Annotated in this window: 17 protein-coding genes; 12 read left to right on the forward strand and 5 right to left on the reverse strand. The window is 69.6% G+C overall.

The window, feature by feature from the left end:
• Nucleotides 1–39 precede the first annotated feature (39 nt).
• The 6 genes from BLR21_RS05375 (at nt 40) to BLR21_RS05400 (ending at nt 8,870) form a co-directional block, all read left to right on the forward strand.
• On the forward strand, nt 40–1,062 hold the full coding sequence (locus tag BLR21_RS05375; RefSeq protein ID WP_090004591.1) for a LacI family DNA-binding transcriptional regulator: 1,023 nt from the start codon (nt 40–42) through the stop codon (nt 1,060–1,062).
• Between the two features lie 105 nt (nt 1,063–1,167).
• Nucleotides 1,168–3,291 (forward strand): glycoside hydrolase family 36 protein, encoded by a 2,124-nt coding sequence (locus tag BLR21_RS05380; RefSeq protein WP_090004592.1) that lies wholly within the window; start codon nt 1,168–1,170, stop codon nt 3,289–3,291.
• Nucleotides 3,288–4,586, forward strand: coding sequence for an ABC transporter substrate-binding protein (locus BLR21_RS05385; RefSeq protein WP_090004593.1), 1,299 nt, complete (start codon nt 3,288–3,290; stop codon nt 4,584–4,586). Before BLR21_RS05380 ends, BLR21_RS05385 begins: the two co-directional genes overlap by 4 nt.
• Before the next feature lie 110 nt (nt 4,587–4,696).
• The gene (locus tag BLR21_RS05390; protein ID WP_218130762.1) at nt 4,697–5,515 is read left to right on the forward strand and encodes a carbohydrate ABC transporter permease; all 819 of its coding nucleotides are present in this window, start codon (nt 4,697–4,699) and stop codon (nt 5,513–5,515) included.
• A complete protein-coding gene (locus tag BLR21_RS05395) occupies nt 5,512–6,333 on the forward strand; it encodes a carbohydrate ABC transporter permease (protein WP_090004595.1) in 822 nt (273 codons plus the stop codon). The genes BLR21_RS05390 and BLR21_RS05395 overlap by 4 nt, the downstream gene beginning before the upstream one ends.
• A 17-nt stretch (nt 6,334–6,350) precedes the next feature.
• Nucleotides 6,351–8,870, forward strand: a complete 2,520-nt coding sequence (locus BLR21_RS05400) for a carbohydrate-binding protein (protein ID WP_090004596.1) — start codon at nt 6,351–6,353, stop codon at nt 8,868–8,870.
• 177 nt (nt 8,871–9,047) lie between these two features.
• Here BLR21_RS05400 and BLR21_RS05405 read toward each other — a convergent pair whose 3' ends face one another.
• Nucleotides 9,048–9,239: a hypothetical protein gene (locus BLR21_RS05405; RefSeq protein WP_143027614.1), complete on the reverse strand. Its 192-nt coding sequence runs from the start codon at nt 9,237–9,239 to the stop codon at nt 9,048–9,050.
• A gap of 256 nt (nt 9,240–9,495) precedes the next feature.
• Here BLR21_RS05405 and BLR21_RS05410 point away from each other — a divergent pair, with 256 nt between their 5' ends.
• The 5 genes from BLR21_RS05410 (at nt 9,496) to BLR21_RS05430 (ending at nt 12,740) form a co-directional block, all read left to right on the forward strand.
• Entirely contained in the window at nt 9,496–10,179 is a 684-nt protein-coding gene (locus tag BLR21_RS05410; protein ID WP_090004598.1) for a response regulator transcription factor, read from the forward strand.
• Nucleotides 10,176–11,543: a sensor histidine kinase gene (locus BLR21_RS05415; RefSeq protein WP_090004599.1), complete on the forward strand. Its 1,368-nt coding sequence runs from the start codon at nt 10,176–10,178 to the stop codon at nt 11,541–11,543. Before BLR21_RS05410 ends, BLR21_RS05415 begins: the two co-directional genes overlap by 4 nt.
• A complete protein-coding gene (locus BLR21_RS05420; protein ID WP_090004600.1) occupies nt 11,540–11,740 on the forward strand; it encodes a hypothetical protein in 201 nt (66 codons plus the stop codon). The genes BLR21_RS05415 and BLR21_RS05420 overlap by 4 nt, the downstream gene beginning before the upstream one ends.
• A 66-nt stretch (nt 11,741–11,806) precedes the next feature.
• On the forward strand, nt 11,807–12,226 hold the full coding sequence (locus tag BLR21_RS05425; RefSeq protein ID WP_143027615.1) for an SRPBCC family protein: 420 nt from the start codon (nt 11,807–11,809) through the stop codon (nt 12,224–12,226).
• A gap of 31 nt (nt 12,227–12,257) precedes the next feature.
• Nucleotides 12,258–12,740 (forward strand): MarR family winged helix-turn-helix transcriptional regulator, encoded by a 483-nt coding sequence (locus BLR21_RS05430; RefSeq protein ID WP_090004602.1) that lies wholly within the window; start codon nt 12,258–12,260, stop codon nt 12,738–12,740.
• A gap of 287 nt (nt 12,741–13,027) precedes the next feature.
• On the opposite strand, the gene BLR21_RS43125 is transcribed toward BLR21_RS05430, so the two are convergent.
• The 3 genes from BLR21_RS43125 to BLR21_RS05445 all read right to left on the reverse strand — a co-directional run bounded on the left by BLR21_RS43125 (nt 13,028) and on the right by BLR21_RS05445 (nt 16,618).
• Nucleotides 13,028–13,270 carry a WGxxGxxG family protein gene (locus tag BLR21_RS43125; RefSeq protein WP_090004603.1) on the reverse strand — a complete coding sequence of 81 codons (243 nt, stop codon included), beginning with the start codon at nt 13,268–13,270 and terminating at the stop codon, nt 13,028–13,030.
• A gap of 215 nt (nt 13,271–13,485) precedes the next feature.
• Nucleotides 13,486–15,627, reverse strand: coding sequence for a DEAD/DEAH box helicase (locus BLR21_RS05440; RefSeq protein ID WP_090004604.1), 2,142 nt, complete (start codon nt 15,625–15,627; stop codon nt 13,486–13,488).
• Nucleotides 15,628–15,670: 43 nt separating this feature from the next.
• Nucleotides 15,671–16,618, reverse strand: coding sequence for a helix-turn-helix transcriptional regulator (locus BLR21_RS05445; protein WP_090004605.1), 948 nt, complete (start codon nt 16,616–16,618; stop codon nt 15,671–15,673).
• Here BLR21_RS05445 and BLR21_RS05450 point away from each other — a divergent pair.
• On the forward strand, nt 16,577–17,626 hold the full coding sequence (locus BLR21_RS05450) for an alpha/beta fold hydrolase (protein WP_256334489.1): 1,050 nt from the start codon (nt 16,577–16,579) through the stop codon (nt 17,624–17,626). The genes BLR21_RS05445 and BLR21_RS05450 overlap by 42 nt on opposite strands.
• Here BLR21_RS05450 and BLR21_RS05455 read toward each other — a convergent pair.
• A complete protein-coding gene (locus tag BLR21_RS05455) occupies nt 17,623–18,435 on the reverse strand; it encodes an aldo/keto reductase (RefSeq protein ID WP_256334490.1) in 813 nt (270 codons plus the stop codon). The genes BLR21_RS05450 and BLR21_RS05455 overlap by 4 nt on opposite strands.
• Nucleotides 18,436–18,533 lie beyond the last annotated feature (98 nt).

The following is an 18,533-nucleotide window of genomic DNA, read 5'->3' on the forward strand; positions in this document are numbered from 1 at the left end:
GGTTTTGACGGCACGACCGGCAACGATCACGATGTCGGCGTGACACGTCGATCTTCCACCACGCCGAGCATCCGTGATGTCGCGGCGACCGCCGGGGTTTCGTACCAGACCGTGTCACGGGTGCTCAACGACTCGCCGCGGGTGAACGCCGACACGCGCAGCCACGTGCTCGAGGTCATCGCACGGCTGGGTTACCGCCCCAACCGGGCCGCTCGCGCGCTGGGGTCGGGGCGGTCGAACTCGGTGACGGTGGTGACTGCCAACACCACCCTCTACGGGTACGCCGCGACGTTGCAGGGGATCGAGGAGGCCGCGCGGTCGGAGGGGTTCGCCGTCGGTGTCCGGGTCGTGGAGTCGGACGGTCCGGCAGACGTCCGGCACGCGGTCGAGCACGTGAGCGATCCCGACGCGGGTGGCGTCGTGGTGATCGCGTTCGACACCGCGGGCGCGGAGGTGCTGCGCGCGTTGCCGGCGAAGGTTCCCGCCGTGGCCGCCACCGAGGCCGGTGGGCTCACCGGTGTCTCGCGTTCGATGATCTTCCTCGACGAACGGCAGGCGGCCGCGGACGCGACAAGACACCTGCTGAACCTGGGGCACCACACGGTGCACCACGTCGCGATCCCGTCGGAGAGCGGCACGAGTGCCCGCCGGGCGGGGTGGCGTACCGCGCTGGAGGACGCGGGGGCGCTCGTTCCCGAGGTGCTCACGGCCGGCTGGGACGTCCGGTCGGCCTACGAGGCTGGTGTGCGGCTGGCGGCCGAACGGGCGGTCACGGCGGTGTTGTGCGGCAACGACGACACGGCGCTGGCGGTGCGTCGCGCGCTCTACGAAGCGGGCAGGGACGTGCCGGGAGACGTCAGCATCATCGGTTTCGACGACGTGCCCGGCGCCGCGTACTGGACACCGGCCCTGACGACCGTGCGGATGGACTTCGTCGCGCTCGGACGAGCCTGCCTGACGGCCATCGCCGCCGAGCTGGCAGGCGAACCACAGCCGCCGGTCGCGCTCTCGCCGCCTTCGCTCGTGGTTCGCGAGTCCACTGCACCCAGGCGTAACAACTAGGTAACGCGCTCTTTCCACGTCGGCATGTTAACGCTCACACTGTGCCGACGATGTGACCGGTCACACAAAGTTGACCAGCGGAAATGAGGGCCCACTGTGATTTCGATGGAGTCCGCGACCAGCGTGGTCTGGGGCCATTGCGCGCTGGAACTGGTGGTGGACGTGTCGTCCGGCGGCCCGGTCGGCGTCCGTTCGCTCACCGCCGGAGGCGACCGCGCTGATCGTCCCCGGGCCGTGCAGCCGCTGGTCGAGCTGCTGGTGGCGGGCCAGGGACGGGCCCGGGTCTCGCACCGGTTCTCCGAGACCGCGGTGGGCACGCGGATGGTCTTCGCCGGTTCCTCCAGCGGCACCGACGGCAAGTGGCGCGAGCTGCACATCGACCTGAGGGACGAGCTGACCGGCCTGGTGGCGCGCACGACGTTCCGCTCGGTGGACGGGATCGCCGCCTGCCAGATCACCACCACCGTGACCAACCAGGGCCAGGAGCCGGTGCTGCTGCAGGGGTTGAGCTCCTTCGCCGCCGGCTTCGGCCACGCGCGGGCCGAGGACGTCGACCTGCTCAGAGCGGACAGCGAGTGGCTGGGAGAAGGACGGTGGGTCCGCCACCCGTTGCGCGACGGTGCCCTGCCCGACCTCGGCCTCGGGCTGCACGGGCAGGACGGCCGGGGCCGGGTCGCCGTCGTCAGCACCGGCACGTGGTCGACGGGAACGGTCCTGCCGACCGGCGGGCTCGTCGACCGGCGCACCCATCAGGCGTGGCTGTGGCAGGTCGAGCACAACGGAGCCTGGCGCTGGGAGGTGGCCGAGCGGATGAACGGCGTCTACGTCGCGCTGCTCGGGCCGACCGACATCGACCACCAGTGGCAGCAGCGCCTGCTGCCGGGTGAGTCGTTCACCTCCGTCCCGGTGTCGGTGGCGGTGTCGGCGTCCGGTGTGGACGGTGCGATCGCCGCGCTGACCCGGCATCGGCGCGAGATCGTGCGCCCGCACCGCGACCGCACCGCGTTGCCGGTGGTGTTCAACGACTACATGAACACGCTGATGGGCGATCCCACGACGGAGAAGCTGCTGCCGTTGATCGACGCGGCCGCCGGCGCGGGTGCGGAGGTGTTCTGCGTCGACGCGGGCTGGTACGACAACGGCTCGAGCTGGTGGGACGGTGTCGGCGCGTGGGAGCCGTCGTCGACCAGGTTCCCCGCCGGCATCGAGGAGGTGATCGGGCACATCCGCGCGCGCGGCATGGTGCCCGGCCTGTGGCTGGAGCCGGAGGTGATCGGCGTGCGCAGCCCGATGGCCGGCCGGCTGCCCGAGTCGGCGTTCCTGCAACGGGGCGGTTTCCGGCTGGTCGAGCACGGCCGCTACCACCTGGACCTGCGCGACCCGCGAGCCGTCGCGCACCTCGACGCGGTGGTCGACCGGCTGGTCGGCGAGCTGGGCGTGGGGTACTTCAAGCTCGACTACAACATCGACGGTGGTGCGGGCACGGACCTGGCCGCGGACAGCGTCGGTGCCGGCCTGCTCGCCTGCAACCGGGCGCACCTCGCGTGGCTCGACGCGGTCCTGGACCGGCATCCCGGACTGGTCCTGGAGAACTGCGCGTCCGGCGCGATGCGGATGGACTACGCGATGCTGGCGCGGATGCAGCTGCAGTCCACCAGCGACCAGCAGGACCACCTGCGTTACCCGCCGATCGCCGTGGCCGCGCCGATGTCGGTGCTGCCGGAGCAGTCGGCCAGCTGGGCCTACCCGCAGCCGGGCATGTCCGCCGAGGAGATGGCCTTCACGCTGTGCACCGGGATGCTTGGCCGCCTGTACCTGTCCGGTCGTCTCGACGCCATGACCGCGGCACAGCTGGATGCCGTGCGGGCGGCGGTGCGGGTGCACCAGGAGATCCGCGCCGACCTCGCCACCGCGGTTCCGTTGTGGCCCTTGGGTCTTCCCGCGTGGGACGACCGATGGCTGAGCCTCGCCCTGAAGTCCGGTGACCTCACCTACCTGGCGGTCTGGCGCCGCGGTGGTGACCGGACGGACGTCACCCTGCCGTTGCCGCACCTGCGCGGCGCGGACATCGAGCTCGACGTGCTCCACCCGTCCGATCTGCCCGAGTGGACCTGCGACTGGGACGCGGACGCGGGAGTGCTGAACCTGACCGCCCACCGCGTCCCCGCGTCGGCCCGCCTGTTCCGGATCACCCAGGTCACCTCCCCCACCGAAGGGTTCGCACGATGAAGAGACTGATCGGCGTTGCCACCGTCCTTTTGGCACTCACGGCGTGCAGCGATCCCGGTGCGGACACCGCGACCGTGGGAGCGGTCTCCTGGGCCGATCCCACCGCGTCACTCAGCGGCGTCAAGCTGACCATGTGGGCCGCGCAGAACAGCAACACGGTGCCGGAGCAGGTGGTGGCGGCGTTCGAGAAGGCGACCGGTGCCGACGTCGACGTCGTGACGATCCCGGATCCGTACGAACAGGGCGTGCAGACCAAGGTGGCGACCGGTGACAAGCCGGACCTCGCCTTCTGGCAGCCCACCGCGTCCATGCTCACCGCGATCAACGCCAAGGCGAACCTCCAGCCGCTCACCGGCGCGCCGTGGTTGCCGAAGCTGGCGCCGGAGCTCAAGGACATCACCGGCCTTCTCGACGGCACGCGCTATGCGGCACTGGTCACCAGCCCGGCTGTGGAAGGCGTGTACTACAACAAGGACGTGTTCGCGGCCAACGGGATCACGGAACTGCCGAAGAACTTCGACGACATGATCACCAAGGCCAGGGCGCTCAAGGCCAACGGCGTCACGCCGTTCTTCGAGATGGCCGGTGACCGCTGGGCCACCCAGTGGTGGGTGCAGGTGCTGCTCGCCGACGCCGCCAGGAACGGTCTCTGGGAGAGGATCAACACCGGCAAGGAGACCTTCACCAGTCCGGTCGTGGTCGACGCGATCAAGAAGTACAAGGCCCTCATCGACGAAGGCCTGTTCAACGCCGACATCAAGACCGCGAAGTTCGAGGACCAGGGCGCCGCGCTGCTCGACGGCAGGGCCGCGATGGTCGTGCAGGTCAACTCGTTCTTCGGGCAGCTGCAGGCAAAGTCCGACACTGCGGCGCTCGATCGGAGGATCGGGTTCTTCCCGATCTCGCCGTCCGGCAACGTCGGCACGTTCATCCCGGACCAGTCCAACGCGCTCGTCGCGTTCCGTACCGGGGACGCCCGGCGCGAGGCGGCGGCCCGGCAGCTGCTCGCGTACTGGATGGGGCCCGGCTACCAGGAGTTCGTCACCGCCCGCAGGACCGTCTCGCTGCAGCCCGCCGTCGCGAACCCCGCCGGTGTGCCGAAAGCGCTGCTCGACGTGCACGCGTCACTGGGCACCGCGGTCGGTTCCCTGCAGGTGCTGGCGGTCGCGAACCCGGACCTGTACATCAACCTCGCGGACATGATCGTCGGGACGATGACGCCGGAGCAGGTCGCGAAGGCGACGCAGGACCAGTTCGCCCAGCTGGCCAAGGCGGCCGGGGCGCCGGGGTTCTGATGCCGGTCTCCCCCACCGCTGTGCGGGAGCGGCCACGAACCCGGCCGCTGCCCGCGCCGGCCCCGCCCCGTCGCGGCGCCGTCCGGCGGCAGACACATCCGATGTGGTTCATGGCACCGGCGTTCGCCATCCTGCTCGTGTTCTTCTTCGTCCCGACGCTGTTCAACTTCGTCTACGCGTTCACCGACTGGTCGGGCTTCAAGAGCGCGATCAACCCGGTGGGGCTGGACAACTTCACCCAGCTCGCGTCGGACGGCACGCTGCTGCGGGCGGTGCGGATCACCCTCGTCTACGCCGTGCTGGTCGCCCTGTTCCAGAACCTCTTCGGTTTCGGGCTCGCGGTCCTGCTCGAACGGGACACCACGCTCAACCGGGTGGCGCGGATCTTCTTCCTGGTGCCCGTGCTGATGTCCGCGCTCGCCGTCGGCTACATCTTCCAGGCGTTGCTGAAACCACAGGGCAGCCTCAACAGCCTGCTGGGCATCGACTACGCCTGGCTCGGTGACACCACGTGGACGATCGTGGTGGTCGCGATGATCCACGCGTGGAAGTGGATGGGCCTGTCCATGCTCATCTACCTGGCGGGCCTGAAGACCATCCCCGAGGACCTGCTGGAGGCGGCGCACATCGACGGTGCCTCCCGCGCCAGGGCGTTCTGGTCGATCAGGTTCCCGCTGCTGGCACCCGCGGTCACGTTCAACGTGGCCACCGCGTTGCTGGGGTCGATGAACGGGTTCGACATCGTCCAGGCCACGACCGGCGGAGGGCCGGCGCGCACCACCGAGATCCTCAACATCTTCATCTACCGCACCTTCGGGCAGGGCCTGTTCGCCCAGGCCACCGCGATGAGCCTGGTGCTGTTCCTGCTCGTCGCCCTGCTGGCGTTCCCCGTGATCCGCATGCTGCGCAGGCGGGAGGAGGTTCTGTGACCAGGTTCTGGACCAGGGCGCAGCCGGTCGCGGCGATCGCGCTCGTGCTCGTCGTGATCGGTGTCCCGCTGTGGCTGGTGGTGGTGACGGCGGCGAAGTCCCAGGGCGAGGCGCTCGACCCGGACCTGTCCCTGCCGCGGGACTGGCGGTTGCTGGAGAACCTGCGGCAGGTGTGGGACGAGGGCGAGGTGCCCACCGCGTTCCTCGGCAGTCTGCTGGTCGTCGTGCCGGCCGTCGCGTTGCTGCTGACGTTCGGGTCGATGGCGGCCTGGATCCTGGCCCGCCGCGCGACCCGGCTGAACGCCGTGCTGTACGCGCTGGGCATCAGCGGCATCGTGCTGCCGCCGGCCGTCGTCACGGTGGTGCTGTTGCTGCGCCAGCTCGGGCTCGCGGGCAGCGCGGCCGGCATGATCGGCGTGTACACGGGCATCTACCTGTCCACGGTGATCTTCTTCGTCACCGGCTTCGTGCGGACCATCCCGCCGGCGCTGGAGGAGGCCGCCCAGATCGACGGCGCGGGCCCGTTCACGGTGTTCTGGCGGGTCGTGCTGCCGCTGCTGCGGCCGGTGCTCGCCACCGCCACGATCCTGATCTGCCTCTACGTGTGGAACGACGTGTTCTACGCCTTCTTCGTCATCGGCGGCCGGCTCGACACCCTGCCGCTGAACCTGTTCCGCGTGGCGAGTGCCGGTCTGTACCTCAACAACTGGCATCTGATCTTCGCCTACGTCGTGCTGATGAGCCTGCCACTCGTCGTCGTGCTCGCCGTCGCCCAGCGCAGGATCATCGCGGGCATCACGGGCGGCGCCGTCAAATGATCCCGAATGGAGCTGCCATGCGTATCCCTGCCTGCGCGGTCGTCGCCGCGTTAGCGCTCACCACCCTGTCGCCACCGATCGCGGTCGCCGCGACCGAAACAGTGCGCGTGGACCTCGCTTCGCCGACGGGCAAGTTCCGCGGCGGTGCCACGGGCATGCTGTACGGCCTGGGCGATGCCGGTGTCCCGTCCCAGGACCTGGTCGCCGGCATGCGGCTGCGCAGCATCTCGCAGAAGGCGCCGGACGGGGACCAGCACCCGAACGGCGACGCGCTGAAGCTCGCCGACGGGTTCTTCGCCACGGGCGGCAGCGAGATGCACATCTACTCGCAGGACGCGTACAGCAAGTGGCCCTACGAGGACCTCGGCATCGACGACTACGTCGCCAAACTGCGGCCGCAGCTGGAGAAGGTCGCCCAGCGCCCTGACCGCGACCGGTTCGTGTGGACGATCTTCAACGAGCCGGACGGCATCTGGTACTCGGACTGGGCGAACAAGAAGCAGAAGTTCTTCGCCGACTGGACCAGGGTCTACCGGCTGGTGAAGTCCGTGCTGCCCAACGCGCGCATCACCGGCATCGGCGAGACCCGGTACCGCGCGGACCACCTGCGTGAGTTCCTCACCTACGCCAAGGCGAACAACGTGCTGCCGGAGATCACCAGCTGGCACGAGCTCGGCCCCGACTCGCTGGCGCTCTACCGCGGCCACCACGCGGAGTACCGCGAGATGGAACGGCAGCTCGGCATCTCGCCGAGGGAGATCGTGATCAACGAGTACTCCAACCGGCGGGACACCTCGGTGCCCGGCCAGATGGTCCAGTGGATCACCATGCTGGAAGACACCAAAGTGGACGGTCACATGGCGTTCTGGTCCATGGCCGGCAACCTCAGCGACCACGCCGTGCGGGCCGGCCGTGCCAACGGCGGCTGGTGGCTCACCAAGTGGTACGGCGACCTGTCCGGCGACACCGTCAGGGTGACGCCGCCGCAGCCGAACACCAGGGACACGGTGCAGGGACTGGCCACCCGTGATGGCGACCGGGCAACCGTGCTGCTCGGTGGCACGGCGAACGCGGTGAACGTCGCTCTCACGGGCATCGACCGCAGGGTCTTCGGCGACCAGGTAGACGTGCGCGTCTCCAAGATCGGCTGGACCGGTTACGAGGGTGACGCCGGCCAGCCGCCGGTCGTCGCGGCCTCCAGGGTCCGCGTGGCGGACGGCAAGGCCACCATCGCCGTGCCGGGAGGCGACCGGCTCGCCGCCTACCAGGTGATCGTCACGCCGGCCGGCTCCGGCGCGCCACCGGTCGCGAACGCGCCGTGGCAGGCGAGCTACGAAGCCGAGAACGGCCTGGTGGAGAACGCTCAGGTGTACACCCAGGACGACGGCTCGGGTTCCTGGGACATGGCCATGCGCTACACCACGTCGGGCCGCAAGGACGTCGGTTCCATGAACAGGCCGGACTCCCGCGTCACCGTCGACGTGACCGTGCCACGGACCGGCACCTACAAACTCGGCACCTTCTACGGCACCAACGCGTTCGTCGGTCAGACGGCCCTCTACGTCGACGACGCCCACGTGCGGAACCTCGTCCTGCCCGCGACCCTCAACTGGACCTATCGCGGCAGGCACGACACCACCGTCGCGCTCACCGCGGGCACGCACCGGATCTCGTTGCGCACCAGCGGTCCCGGTGGCCATCTCGGTGGCTCGGCGGACATCACGCTCGACCGCCTGGACCTGACCGAGGTCACCGGCCCGGAACGGACCACGTACCCGCTGTCCGACGCGCGCGGTTCCAGCCGCGGCGGAGTCCTGCGGGCCGGAGAGTCCGCCACCACCTACGTGTCCGCGGCGGAGGACGGCTACTACCGCCTGGACACCGCCTGGACGGCGACCGGGCGCGGCACCCTGGGCCTTACCCTCTCCGGCCGCCACGTCGCCGGTGCCGGCCAGACCGCCACCCGCGCGGGTTCCTGGAACGGCAGCACGACGGTGCACCTGAAGGCGGGCATCACCGAGGTCAAGCTGTCCAACGAGGGCCGCACCCCGCTCGTCGCCGGCACTCTCACCGTGACCCGTGACGCCGCGGCCGACCGGAACGCGGTCCGCGTCGAGGCCGAGACTGGACAGCTCGCGGGCGGCGCGGCGATCGCGTCGAGCCCCTGGGCGTCCGGTGGCTCCTACGTCGGCTACGTCGGCAACAACGGCACGCTCACGGTTCCGCGTACCGGAGCGGCCGGGCAGTACAACCTGACCGTCGCCTATGCCCAGGCGGACAAGAACACCGGGCACGCCTACAACACCGACATCATCAACCGGTCACTCGTCGCCACCGAGGCGGGCGGCAAGGCGACGGCCGCGCGGTACCGCCACAACTACACGTGGGACGGCTTCTGGCTGGAGACCTCTCCGCTCGAGCTGGCCACCCCAGGTAGCGCGGTGACCTTCGGCAATCCGGCGGCGTGGGGGCCGAACGTCGACTGGGTCCAGTTCGCACCGCTGGTCGTGGCGAACAACGTGACGCGGCGGCGCTGAGGGGTTCGAATCGCGAGGGCGGGTACCGGCCGCCGATCCTGTCGGCCGGTACCCGGATCTCCCCGTGGCGATTGGTGCGGACGCTCGCCCCGACCGGTGGCGTCCGCATCGCACAGTCTGCCGGAAAACCGCACTGCGCAACCTTGCGAGGCCCTTTCGATGGGATCTCGGTGTCGTCTACTCGTTGCCGACGCAGGTGGTGCAGTAATGGGGCCCCAGCGGGCGGTCCGAACCGGCCCAGCCCGCGACGTCCGCCTGCAACCAGAGCAGGTCCCACGCGATGGGGCCGGTGCTGCTGGTGCGGCGCGACCGCCCGCAGCCGTCACACACGAGGATCGTTCCCGCGGTGCCCTCGTCGGCGGTTGGCATGCCCGTCACGCTGATACGGCCTTTCTTCGTGCAGCAGGCACCGGCCGCAACTTGGCGGCCGGTGCCTGGCCTTCCCCGGAACCCGCAGGCACACGCGCCCCCGACGGGCGTGAACCCGCGGCGCCCAGCATGCCCGATACATGCACTGTGCAACCTTACGAACTCCTTCCGAAGGCACGCAGGCCTTCGCGGATGCGTCCACCATGACAACGTGGTAGAAGCAGCAGCACTGAAAATCCCCGACGAAAAGCAGGACATGGACTTCTCCGTGCTGCTCGTGGACGACGACGAGCGAATCCGCCAGGCTCTCGGTCTCGCACTGGCGGACGAGGGCTTCGCGGTCGAGGAGGCTGTGTCCGGCGAGGACGCTCTGCGCCGCCTCGGCACCGACCTCTTCGACGTCGTCCTGCTAGATCTCATGCTGCCCGGTGTGGACGGTCTGCAGGTGTGCCGGACGCTGCGCGACCAGGGAGACCTGCCGATCATCATCGTCACGGCGCGCACCGACACCCCCGACGTCATCGCGGGTCTGGAGGCCGGCGCCGACGACTACGTCACCAAGCCGCTGGTCGCCAGTGAGCTCGCGGCCCGCATCCGGGCCCTCCTGCGACGACGCGGCGGCCCGGCGCAGAACGTCTCGCACCGGATCGAGGACCTGGAGATCTGGCCCGACGAAGGGGTCGTCCACCGTGGCGGTGAGGAGATCCGGCTGACCCGCACCGAGTTCCGCCTGCTCGCGGAACTGGCCGCGGCGGGCGGGAAGATCGTGACGAGGGAACAGCTGCTGCACCGGGTGTGGGGCTACGACTACTACGGCGACACGCGTCTGCTCCACGTGCACATCCGCAGGCTCCGGACCAAGATCGAGCACAACGCGGACGACCCGGTGTTCGTCCTGACCGTGCGCGGTTCCGGCTACAAGATCGGCCCGCCACGATGACGGTGCGCCGTCCCTCGTTGCGCTGGAGGGTCGCCGCCGCGCTCGGCCTGGGCTCGTTCCTGGTCACCAGCCTGCTGGCCGTCGCCACCTGGAACCTCGCGTCCGACTACATGCTGCGGCAACGCCTGCAGGCCACGACGCGCCAGGCCGAGGTCAACCTCCGGCTGGTCGAGGCAGCCGTGCGCACGGAGTCGGACGGTCTGACCGAACTGCTCACCGGCCTGACCACCGATCCCGACTCGACCATCATGCTGTTCCGCTCGGGTGAGGTGCTGACGAGCGGGCGGCAGGTCGATCCCGGCGTGGTGCCGGACGACCTTCTGTCGCTGGCCCGCAGCGGTGTGCCGGCACGGCAGCGGCTGCACGCCGACGGCATCCCGGTGCTCGTGGTGGCCCAGCCCCTCACCACCACCAGAGGCCTTTACGTGGAGCTCTTCCCGCTCGTCCAGCTCGACCGCACGTTCCGGTTCCTCAGCGGCCTGCTGATCGCCGGCACGGTGCTGAGCGGCCTGATCGGGATGGCGCTCGGCTCCTGGGCGAGCAGACGCGCGTTGCGGCCGTTGAGCCAGCTGACCGTCGCCGCGTCCCGCATCGCGGGTGGTGATCTGAAGGCGCGGCTGCCCGACCAGGCCGATCCCGATCTCGCTCCGCTCGCCACCACGTTCAACTCCACCGCCGACGCGCTGGAGCAACGGGTGCTGCGTGACGCCCGGTTCGCCGGCGACGTCAGCCACGAACTCCGATCACCGCTCACGACGATGGTGAACGCGGCCGCCGTGCTGCGCCGCAGACAGGCCGAACTGCCCGGCACGGCGGGCAAGGCACTCGGCCTGCTCACGTCCGAAGTGGACAGGTTCGCGCGCATGGTGGTCGACCTCATGGAGATCAGCCGCGCCGACCAGGACGGTGACCTCGACGCGTTCGAACCGCTCGACGTCGGCGGCCTCGTTCACGGCGTCGCGGGCATCCGCCTGGGCGAGGACGTCGAGATCGTCGTCGACCCGCCTTCACCGCTGGTGCTCGGCGACCGCCGCAGACTGGACCGGGTCGTCGGCAACCTCATCGAGAACGCCGAATGCCATGCGGGAGGCGCGGTCCGGCTCGCCGTGCTCCGCCACGAGGGCAACGTCCGGCTCGAGGTCGACGACGCGGGTCCCGGTGTGCCGGGCGAGATGCGCGTGCAGGTGTTCGAGCGCTTCACCCGTGGTAGCAGGGCAGGCAGCCGGGGCACGGGCGCCGGCAGCGGACTCGGCCTCGCACTCGTCGCCGAGCACGTCCGCCGTCACGATGGGAAGGTGTGGGTGGAGGACCGGCCAGGCGGCGGAGCGAGGTTCGTCGTGGAGATCCCGGAAGCCGCCTCATGAGAGCCGTCATCGTCGCGACCACGTTCCTGCTGTGCACCGCATGCGGTGTGTCCACACAGGACGAGCCGGAACCGATCGGCACCTCGACGACAGGTGAGGCGCCCACTCCCGTGGTGACGCAACGACCCCACTCACCGCCTGAGCTCACGTCGGCCACACCGGGCACGCCGACCACTCCCCTGGTGAGCGATCGTTAGCCATTCGTAGGTTCACATCGGCAGCGATTCGGACAGGATGGGAGAAATCTGCCGGGAGGACACGTTTTGACTCGAAGCCGTTCCATGCCCGCCGACGCGGAGGCCGTCTTCGGCATCCTTTCCGACCTCGAACACATGACCAGCTGGCTGCCCGGATCCGTCGAGATCGAGCTGTCCGGGCCCGGCCTCATCCGGGTCTGGCTGCCCGGCCGCCATGCCGACCTCGATCTGCAGCGTCAGGTCACCATCGACTGGGACCTGCTGCGCATCTCCTGGGGCACCGAGCCACTGACCAGCTGCACCGGCACCCTTCAGGTGCTCCGGCTCGCCCACGACCGCAGTGCGGTGACCGTGCGGCTGACCGGTGCGCCAGGGGCGTCGGCGAGCAGCGTCGACGACTGGGTCGAGGCCGCGCTCACCGCACTCGAAACGGTCATCGCGACCGAATGCGCCATCCCGCGGCAGATGCGCCTGGCGGCACGGTGATCACCGTCCGGGACTGCGGTAGAACTGTGGCATGTCCCGGCCCAAGGTCGACGCCAGCGATGTCGACGCGCTCACGGACGCGGTGCTGACCGCGTCACGTCTGTTGGTCGCGGTGTCGGCGCGATCGCTCGCCGCGGTCGAGGAGACGATCACGCTGCCGCAGTTCCGGCTGCTCGTCATCCTGGACAGCAGAGGGATGATGAGACTCACCTCGCTCGCCGAACTGCTGGACGTCAACCCGTCCACCGTGACGCGCATGGTCGACCGTCTGGTCACGACGGGCATGATCGCGCGGCAGGCCAACCCGGCGACCCGCCGGGAGGTGGTGGTGGACCTGACCGCCGAGGGCCGCCGTGTCGTGCGCGGAGTGACGCGCCGGAGGCGATCGGCGATCAGCCGGATCGTGGCGAGGATGTCCGAGGACGAGCGGCGCGGGCTCGTCGGCGCACTGGCCGCGTTCACGGAGGCGGGCGGCGAGCCCGCGGTGACCGCGGGCGATCAAGCCTGGATCTGACCAGAGCTCTGCGTCCTGGCCCCCTGAGCACCTGGCCAGAAGTCTCGTCCGAAACCTCACGGCCTCGTTGGTGCCATGGGCGACCGCGACGTACGGGCGGGGTGAACGTCACAGCGTCCACCCCGCACCGCTCGTCACAGCATGGCGTTCAGCAGAACAGTGAGCAGGACCGACAACACCACGGAGATCACCAGCATCGTCAGGCATCCCGCGCGGCCACCCAGGAACTCGACCTGGGTGTTACCGAAGCGCATGGCCGACTTTCGCGCCTACCACCTCCGCTCGCATCACCGGCCCACGGTGCGGTCGGTGACCTGGTTCCGTTTCCGTCCCGCCAGGCCTGCCAAGCCCAGCAGACCGAGGAGGCCAAGCCAGCCCCAGTTGCCGCTGTTGTTGTCGTTGTCGTCCTGAGCCGTCACCACCGCCGTGGTGTGCGGCACGGCCGCGTCGGCGAGCGCCGACGCTGCCGGAACTCCGGCGAGCGCCGCGCCGAGAACGAGTACAGCCATGAGCCGCTTCGCGGTGTCCATGTCGTCTCCTCCGGGCGATCGTTGTTTCGGGACGCTGGATACCGCCGGGGAAATCATCCATGCGACGATCGGCGAGGATCACACGTTCGAGTGGCGCTCTGGCACCGCGTACCTGCTCGGGGCCATCGGGTGCGGGCAGCACGACGTGGCACCACCGGCAGCAAGGGTTCGATCCGCGCCCACGACTCGTCGGACACGATCCAGGGAGTGCGGCGCTAGAGACCGAGGCGCTGCTGCTCGGCCTGCACCACTCGCTGCTCCACCGACACCGCTGAGTCCAACGCGCTCTCGTGTGAGTGCTTCGCGTCGCTTTCGCGCGCGTAGTGGTCGAACAGCAAAGTCTTGTGGTCGCGGATCTCCTGCACCCGCGCGTCCACGCTGTCCTTGACCAGCAACCGGTGCACGTGCACCTTGCGGACCTGGCCCATCCGGTGACAACGGGCGATCGCCTGGTCCTCCGTGCTCGGCTTCCACTGCGGTTCGGCGATGATCACCACGGACGCGGCCTGGATGTTGAGACCCACGCCGCCCGCCTCGATCTGGGCCACCAGCACCGCGTGGTCCTCGCACGCCGTGAACTCGTCCACCAGCTGCTGGCGGCCCTGCGCCGACGTCGCGCCGGTCAGGGGACCGAAGACCTCGACGTGGTCCGCGACCGCGTCCAGCACGTCGTGGAAGTACGAGAACACCACGACCTTCCAGCCGTTGTCCCTCGACTCCTCGATGATCTCCAAAAGCCGCTCCAGCTTCGCCGAGCCGCGGGGCGTGCCCGGCGCGTAGGCGGCGCGGCGCATCGCCATCAGGTTCCCCTTGCGCACCGCGTCCAGGTACGCGCCCCGGTCCTGCCTGCCGAACTCGACCCAGTCCTCCATCTCCAGCAGCTCCGGCAACTCCCCCAGCACGTCCTCCTGGTTGCGCCGCAGGTACACCGGTGCGACGACGCGGCGGAAGGCCTTTGCTCCCACCACGGCGTCGGTCGCGCCGGTGCGGGCCGCGACGCTCGGCTGGAGATAGGCGACCAGGTTGCGGAACTCCTCGACGCGGTTCTCCATCGGCGTGCCGGTGAGGAGCACCGCCCGCTCCGCGCGCTGCACGATCGTGTTGACCGCCTGGGAGCGCTGCGTGTCCGGGTTCTTCACGTAGTGCGCCTCGTCGACCACGACCAGCGCCGGGCGGAACCTCTTCGGCAGCACCAGTTTCGGCAACGTGCCGAACGTCGTCACGCCGACGCCGCCCTGCGCCAGCCACTCGCCGACCGCGCCGTCGCGGCCCGCGCCGTGCAGGCGGTGCGGCACGAGGTCGCTGTGCCTGGCGATCTCGTTGACCCAGTTGACGACGACGCTCGCCGGGCAGACCACCAGGAACCCACGCCGTCCATCGGCGGCGAGGCTGGCCATCACCGCGATGGCCTCGATCGTCTTGCCCAGTCCCATCTCGTCGCCGATGATGACGCGTTTGCGGGCCAGCACGAACTTGGCTCCGAACACCTGGTAGCCACGCAGCGACACCTTCAGCAGGCTGGTGTCCAGTGTGGTCGCGTCGACCTCGTGCTCGATGTCGGCCGGGACGAAACCCTTGGCGGCACTGCGATCCGGCACCGCGTCCGCACCGGCGAGGTCGGCGAGGAGCGTGTTGTAGGCGGCCGCGTCGAGCTCGTAGTCACGCCACAGCGCGCGGTGGTCCATGTCCGGCACGCGCAGCTGCGTGCCGATCGCACGCAACGCCGCCACGTCACGACTGGCCAGCAGCGCCTCGAGCCGGCCGAGCGAGTCGATGGCGGCCTGCCGGTTCTTCCGCAACGAGAAGAACATCCGCACCCGGCTCCACGCACGGGACGCGGCGCGTACATCGGCGTCGACCCTGCCCAGCACGTCTCCGAGCGGCTCGCGCAGCGGACCGACGAGCTGGTTCGCCCTGCGCAACTTGGACATCAGCTGCAGCAGCTCGGTCTGGGCGCGGTCAGCGCGGTCGGGGTTCAGCCGCACAGTCGTATCGCGCGCGACACCGTCGACGACGGCGCGGGCGGCGCGCACGATCTGTTCGGCGGACTGCCTGCCGACTCCGGGCACGCCGTCGAGCTGTTCCGGGCGCGCCCCGGCGATGTCGGCGACGGTCCGGTACCCGGCGGCCTTCAGCTTGCTCAGCCGCAGGTTCGCTTTCGTGTCCCGTAGCTTGTCCACCGGCATGGCACGGAGTCGGTCGGCCACCAGCGAGTCCCGGAGGGCCTGGTACCGCGCGGCGGCGAGCGCGTGCAGCCGATCCGGTTCCGCGCGCACCCCTGCTGCCTCGGCGCGGAACGCCTTCGCGGCGGCCAGCACCGCGCGGGCATGCCTACCGACCTTCGACGAGTCGTCCACCCGTGTCCTTCCGTCAGGCGGGTCCGAGACTACCGAAACGACCTCAGCCGTAGCGCTCGACGAGCACGGTGCCGATCGAGGCCAGGTGGCCGCGCACACCCGGAGGGCCGGTCACCTCGATCCAGTCGGCCAGTCCGGCAAGCTCGCCGGCGAGCACGTACTCGTCCTGGCCGCGGATCACGACCGCGACGCGGCCGTCGGTCGTGGAACCTCCCACCTCGAGCCGGCCGCCGAACGCGATCCGGAGCACGCCCACCCCGTGGGGCACGCACACCGCCTGGACCTCGAAAGGCGTTCGCTTGACGTCGACCTCGTCGGCGATCGCCCGCCAGCTCTCAGCGAGATCGAAGTCCTCGGGCCGGTGCACGCGATCGCCGGTCGGAACGGCGGACGACACGCGGTCGATCCGGAAGGTCCGCCGGCCCGCCTCGGTGTTGGTGACGAGATACCACGACGCACCTTTGGCGACGATGCCCAGCGGGTGGACGGTTCTCTCGGTCACGGCGTTCTCGCGGTCGACGTAGCCGAGCCGCACCTGGACGCCGCGGATCACCGCGTCCTGGAGTTCGTCGAGGAAGCGGGGCGGCCGGTGCTCGGCCCGGCTCGCCCCCCATCGTCGCGGGTCCACCACCAACGACGACGCCGCTGCCTCGGCCTGCCCCCGGAAGGGTTCCGGCAGGGCGTGGACGAGCTTGCGCAGAGCCGCTTTCACGGTCGGCGTCGCGACCGAGGCCGGCCCGGCGACCAGGAACAGGGCGCGGGCCTCGCTCTCGGTCAGCCCGGACAGGTCGGTGCGGGCGCCGCCCACGAGGCGCCAGCCGCCACCTCGGCCCTGCAGGGAGTACACGGGCACCCCGGCCATGGCCAGGGCGTCGAGATCGCGGCGAGCGGTGCGCTCGGAGACCTCCAGCTCCCGGGCGACCTCCGCCGCTGTCACCTGCTCGCGCCGTTGCAGCAGGAGGAGGACGGCCACCAGCCGATCGGTTCGCACGCCGCCAAGATTTTCACAGAAACCGGTCATGGGTTGACCGGTTTCGGTCGGCAGGATCACGACATGGTCGATCCAACCGATTTTCCCGAGCCCATACTTGTGCCAGTCAACGGCGTGGAACTCGAAGTCTTCGAAGCAGGCCGGCACAACGCGGGAAGTCCCGTCGTGCTCTGTCACGGCTGGCCGGAGCACGCCTTTTCCTGGCGCTATCAGGTGCCTGCCCTGGTCGCGGCGGGCTACCACGTCGTCGTCCCGAACCAGCGGGGTTACGGCAACTCGTCGCGGCCGGCCGAAGTGACGGACTACGACATCGAACACCTGTCGGGTGATCTCGTCGCGCTTCTCGACCACTACGGGTACGAGGACGCCACCTTCGTCGGTCATGACTGGGGTGCGATCGTCGTCTGGGGACTCACCCTGCTGCACCCGAACCGGGTGAACAAGGTGATCAGCCTGAGCATGCCCTACCTAGAACGCGGAGAAAAACCGTGGGTCGAGTTCCTGGAGGACCTGCTCGGCAGTGACTCCTACCTCGTCCACTTCAACCGGCGACCAGGTGTCGCCGACGCCGTGTTCGACGAGAACACCTTCCAGTTCCTCCGCAACCTGTTCCGGAAGAACGAACCCTCCCGAGAGCCACAGCCAGGAATGGCGTTGATCGATCTCGCCACAGCGGAAACACCGCTCGGCGAGCCTCTGATGAGCGACGGCGAACTGGCCGTTTTCGTCTCCGCCTTCGAGTCGTCGGGGTTCACGGGCAGCGTGAACTGGTACCGGAACCTCGACCGCAACTGGCACCTGCTGGCGGACGTCGACCCCATCATCCGCCAGCCCGCCCTGATGATCTACGGCGACCGGGACACGGTCGCGAAGTCCGAGACACTGGCGAACTTCGTGCCCGATGTGGAGGTGGTCAATCTGGATACCGGCCACTGGATCCAGCAGGAAAGGCCGGAAGAGACCAACCAGGCCATCTTGAAGTGGCTGGAACGCCAGGATTCCGCCTAGCGGCCAGTGATCCGGAGCCGGTCGAAGTCCTCGTCGGGTAGGTCGACGTTCACCGCGGCGACGTTCTCCTCGAGGTGGCGCGCGGAGGACGTGCCTGGGATGGGGAGCATGACCTTCGACCGGCGCAACAGCCACGCCAGTGCGACCTGCGCCGCAGTGGCACCGAGCCGGCGGGCCACCTCGGTCACCGGCGAGTCCGATCGGACGCTCGGCGCGATCGGCAGCCACGGCAGAAAAGCGATGCCGTGCCGTTCGCAGTGCGCCAGCACGTCCTCCGAGCGCCGGTCGGCGAGGTTGTACCGGTTCTGCACGCTCACGATCGGCGTGATCCGCCCGGCTTCGACGATCTGGTCGACGGAGACCTCGGACAGCCCGGCATGCCGCACCTTTCCCTCGTCCTGCAACTGCCGCAACGCGCCGATCTGGTCCGCCAGCGGGATGGCAGGGTCGATCCGGTGCAGCTGGAACAGGTCGATGCGCTCGACCCGCAGCCGGCGCAGGCTCAGCTCGGCCTGCTGGCGCAGGTACTCCGGACGACCGAGCGGGATCCACTCGTCGCCGGGGTGGCACTGGCCGGCCTTCGTGGCCACCACAACGCCGTCGGGGTACGGGTGCAGGGCCTCGGCCAGCAGCTCCTCGTTGCGGCCGAGATCGTAGGAGTCGGCGGTGTCGATGAAGGTGACGCCGAGCTCGACCGCGCGGCGGGCCAGGGCGTGCGCGGCGGCTGGGTCGTCCGCGGGCAGCCGCATGGCGCCGAAACCCAGCCGGTGGACCGGAAGGTCGCCGCCGAGGACGAGGTGGTGATGCACGGAGTTCTCCTTGCGGTGTCGGTTCATGCGGCACCGACACTGCCGCCCCACCATTGCCAAGACAATCGAAACATTCTTGGGTCGATTGCGTAGCATCG

Origin of the sequence: Lentzea albidocapillata subsp. violacea (genome assembly GCF_900100275.1) — a bacterium.
Lineage (GTDB): Bacteria > Actinomycetota > Actinomycetes > Mycobacteriales > Pseudonocardiaceae > Lentzea > Lentzea violacea.

What these genes read in the sequence shown, in the direction of transcription:
- BLR21_RS05380 (WP_090004592.1), top strand. Translation starts at nt 1,168, where the DNA reads ATGGAGTCCGCGACCAGCGTGGTCTGGGGCCATTGCGCGCTGGAACTG.
- BLR21_RS05385 (WP_090004593.1), top strand. Translation starts at nt 3,288, where the DNA reads ATGAAGAGACTGATCGGCGTTGCCACCGTCCTTTTGGCACTCACGGCG.
- BLR21_RS05390 (WP_218130762.1), top strand. Translation starts at nt 4,697, where the DNA reads ATGGCACCGGCGTTCGCCATCCTGCTCGTGTTCTTCTTCGTCCCGACG.
- BLR21_RS05400 (WP_090004596.1), top strand. Translation starts at nt 6,351, where the DNA reads ATGCGTATCCCTGCCTGCGCGGTCGTCGCCGCGTTAGCGCTCACCACC.
- BLR21_RS05405 (WP_143027614.1), bottom strand. Translation starts at nt 9,239, where the DNA reads ATGCCAACCGCCGACGAGGGCACCGCGGGAACGATCCTCGTGTGTGAC.
- BLR21_RS05410 (WP_090004598.1), top strand. Translation starts at nt 9,496, where the DNA reads ATGGACTTCTCCGTGCTGCTCGTGGACGACGACGAGCGAATCCGCCAG.
- BLR21_RS05415 (WP_090004599.1), top strand. Translation starts at nt 10,176, where the DNA reads ATGACGGTGCGCCGTCCCTCGTTGCGCTGGAGGGTCGCCGCCGCGCTC.
- BLR21_RS05420 (WP_090004600.1), top strand. Translation starts at nt 11,540, where the DNA reads ATGAGAGCCGTCATCGTCGCGACCACGTTCCTGCTGTGCACCGCATGC.
- BLR21_RS05430 (WP_090004602.1), top strand. Translation starts at nt 12,258, where the DNA reads ATGTCCCGGCCCAAGGTCGACGCCAGCGATGTCGACGCGCTCACGGAC.
- BLR21_RS43125 (WP_090004603.1), bottom strand. Translation starts at nt 13,270, where the DNA reads ATGGACACCGCGAAGCGGCTCATGGCTGTACTCGTTCTCGGCGCGGCG.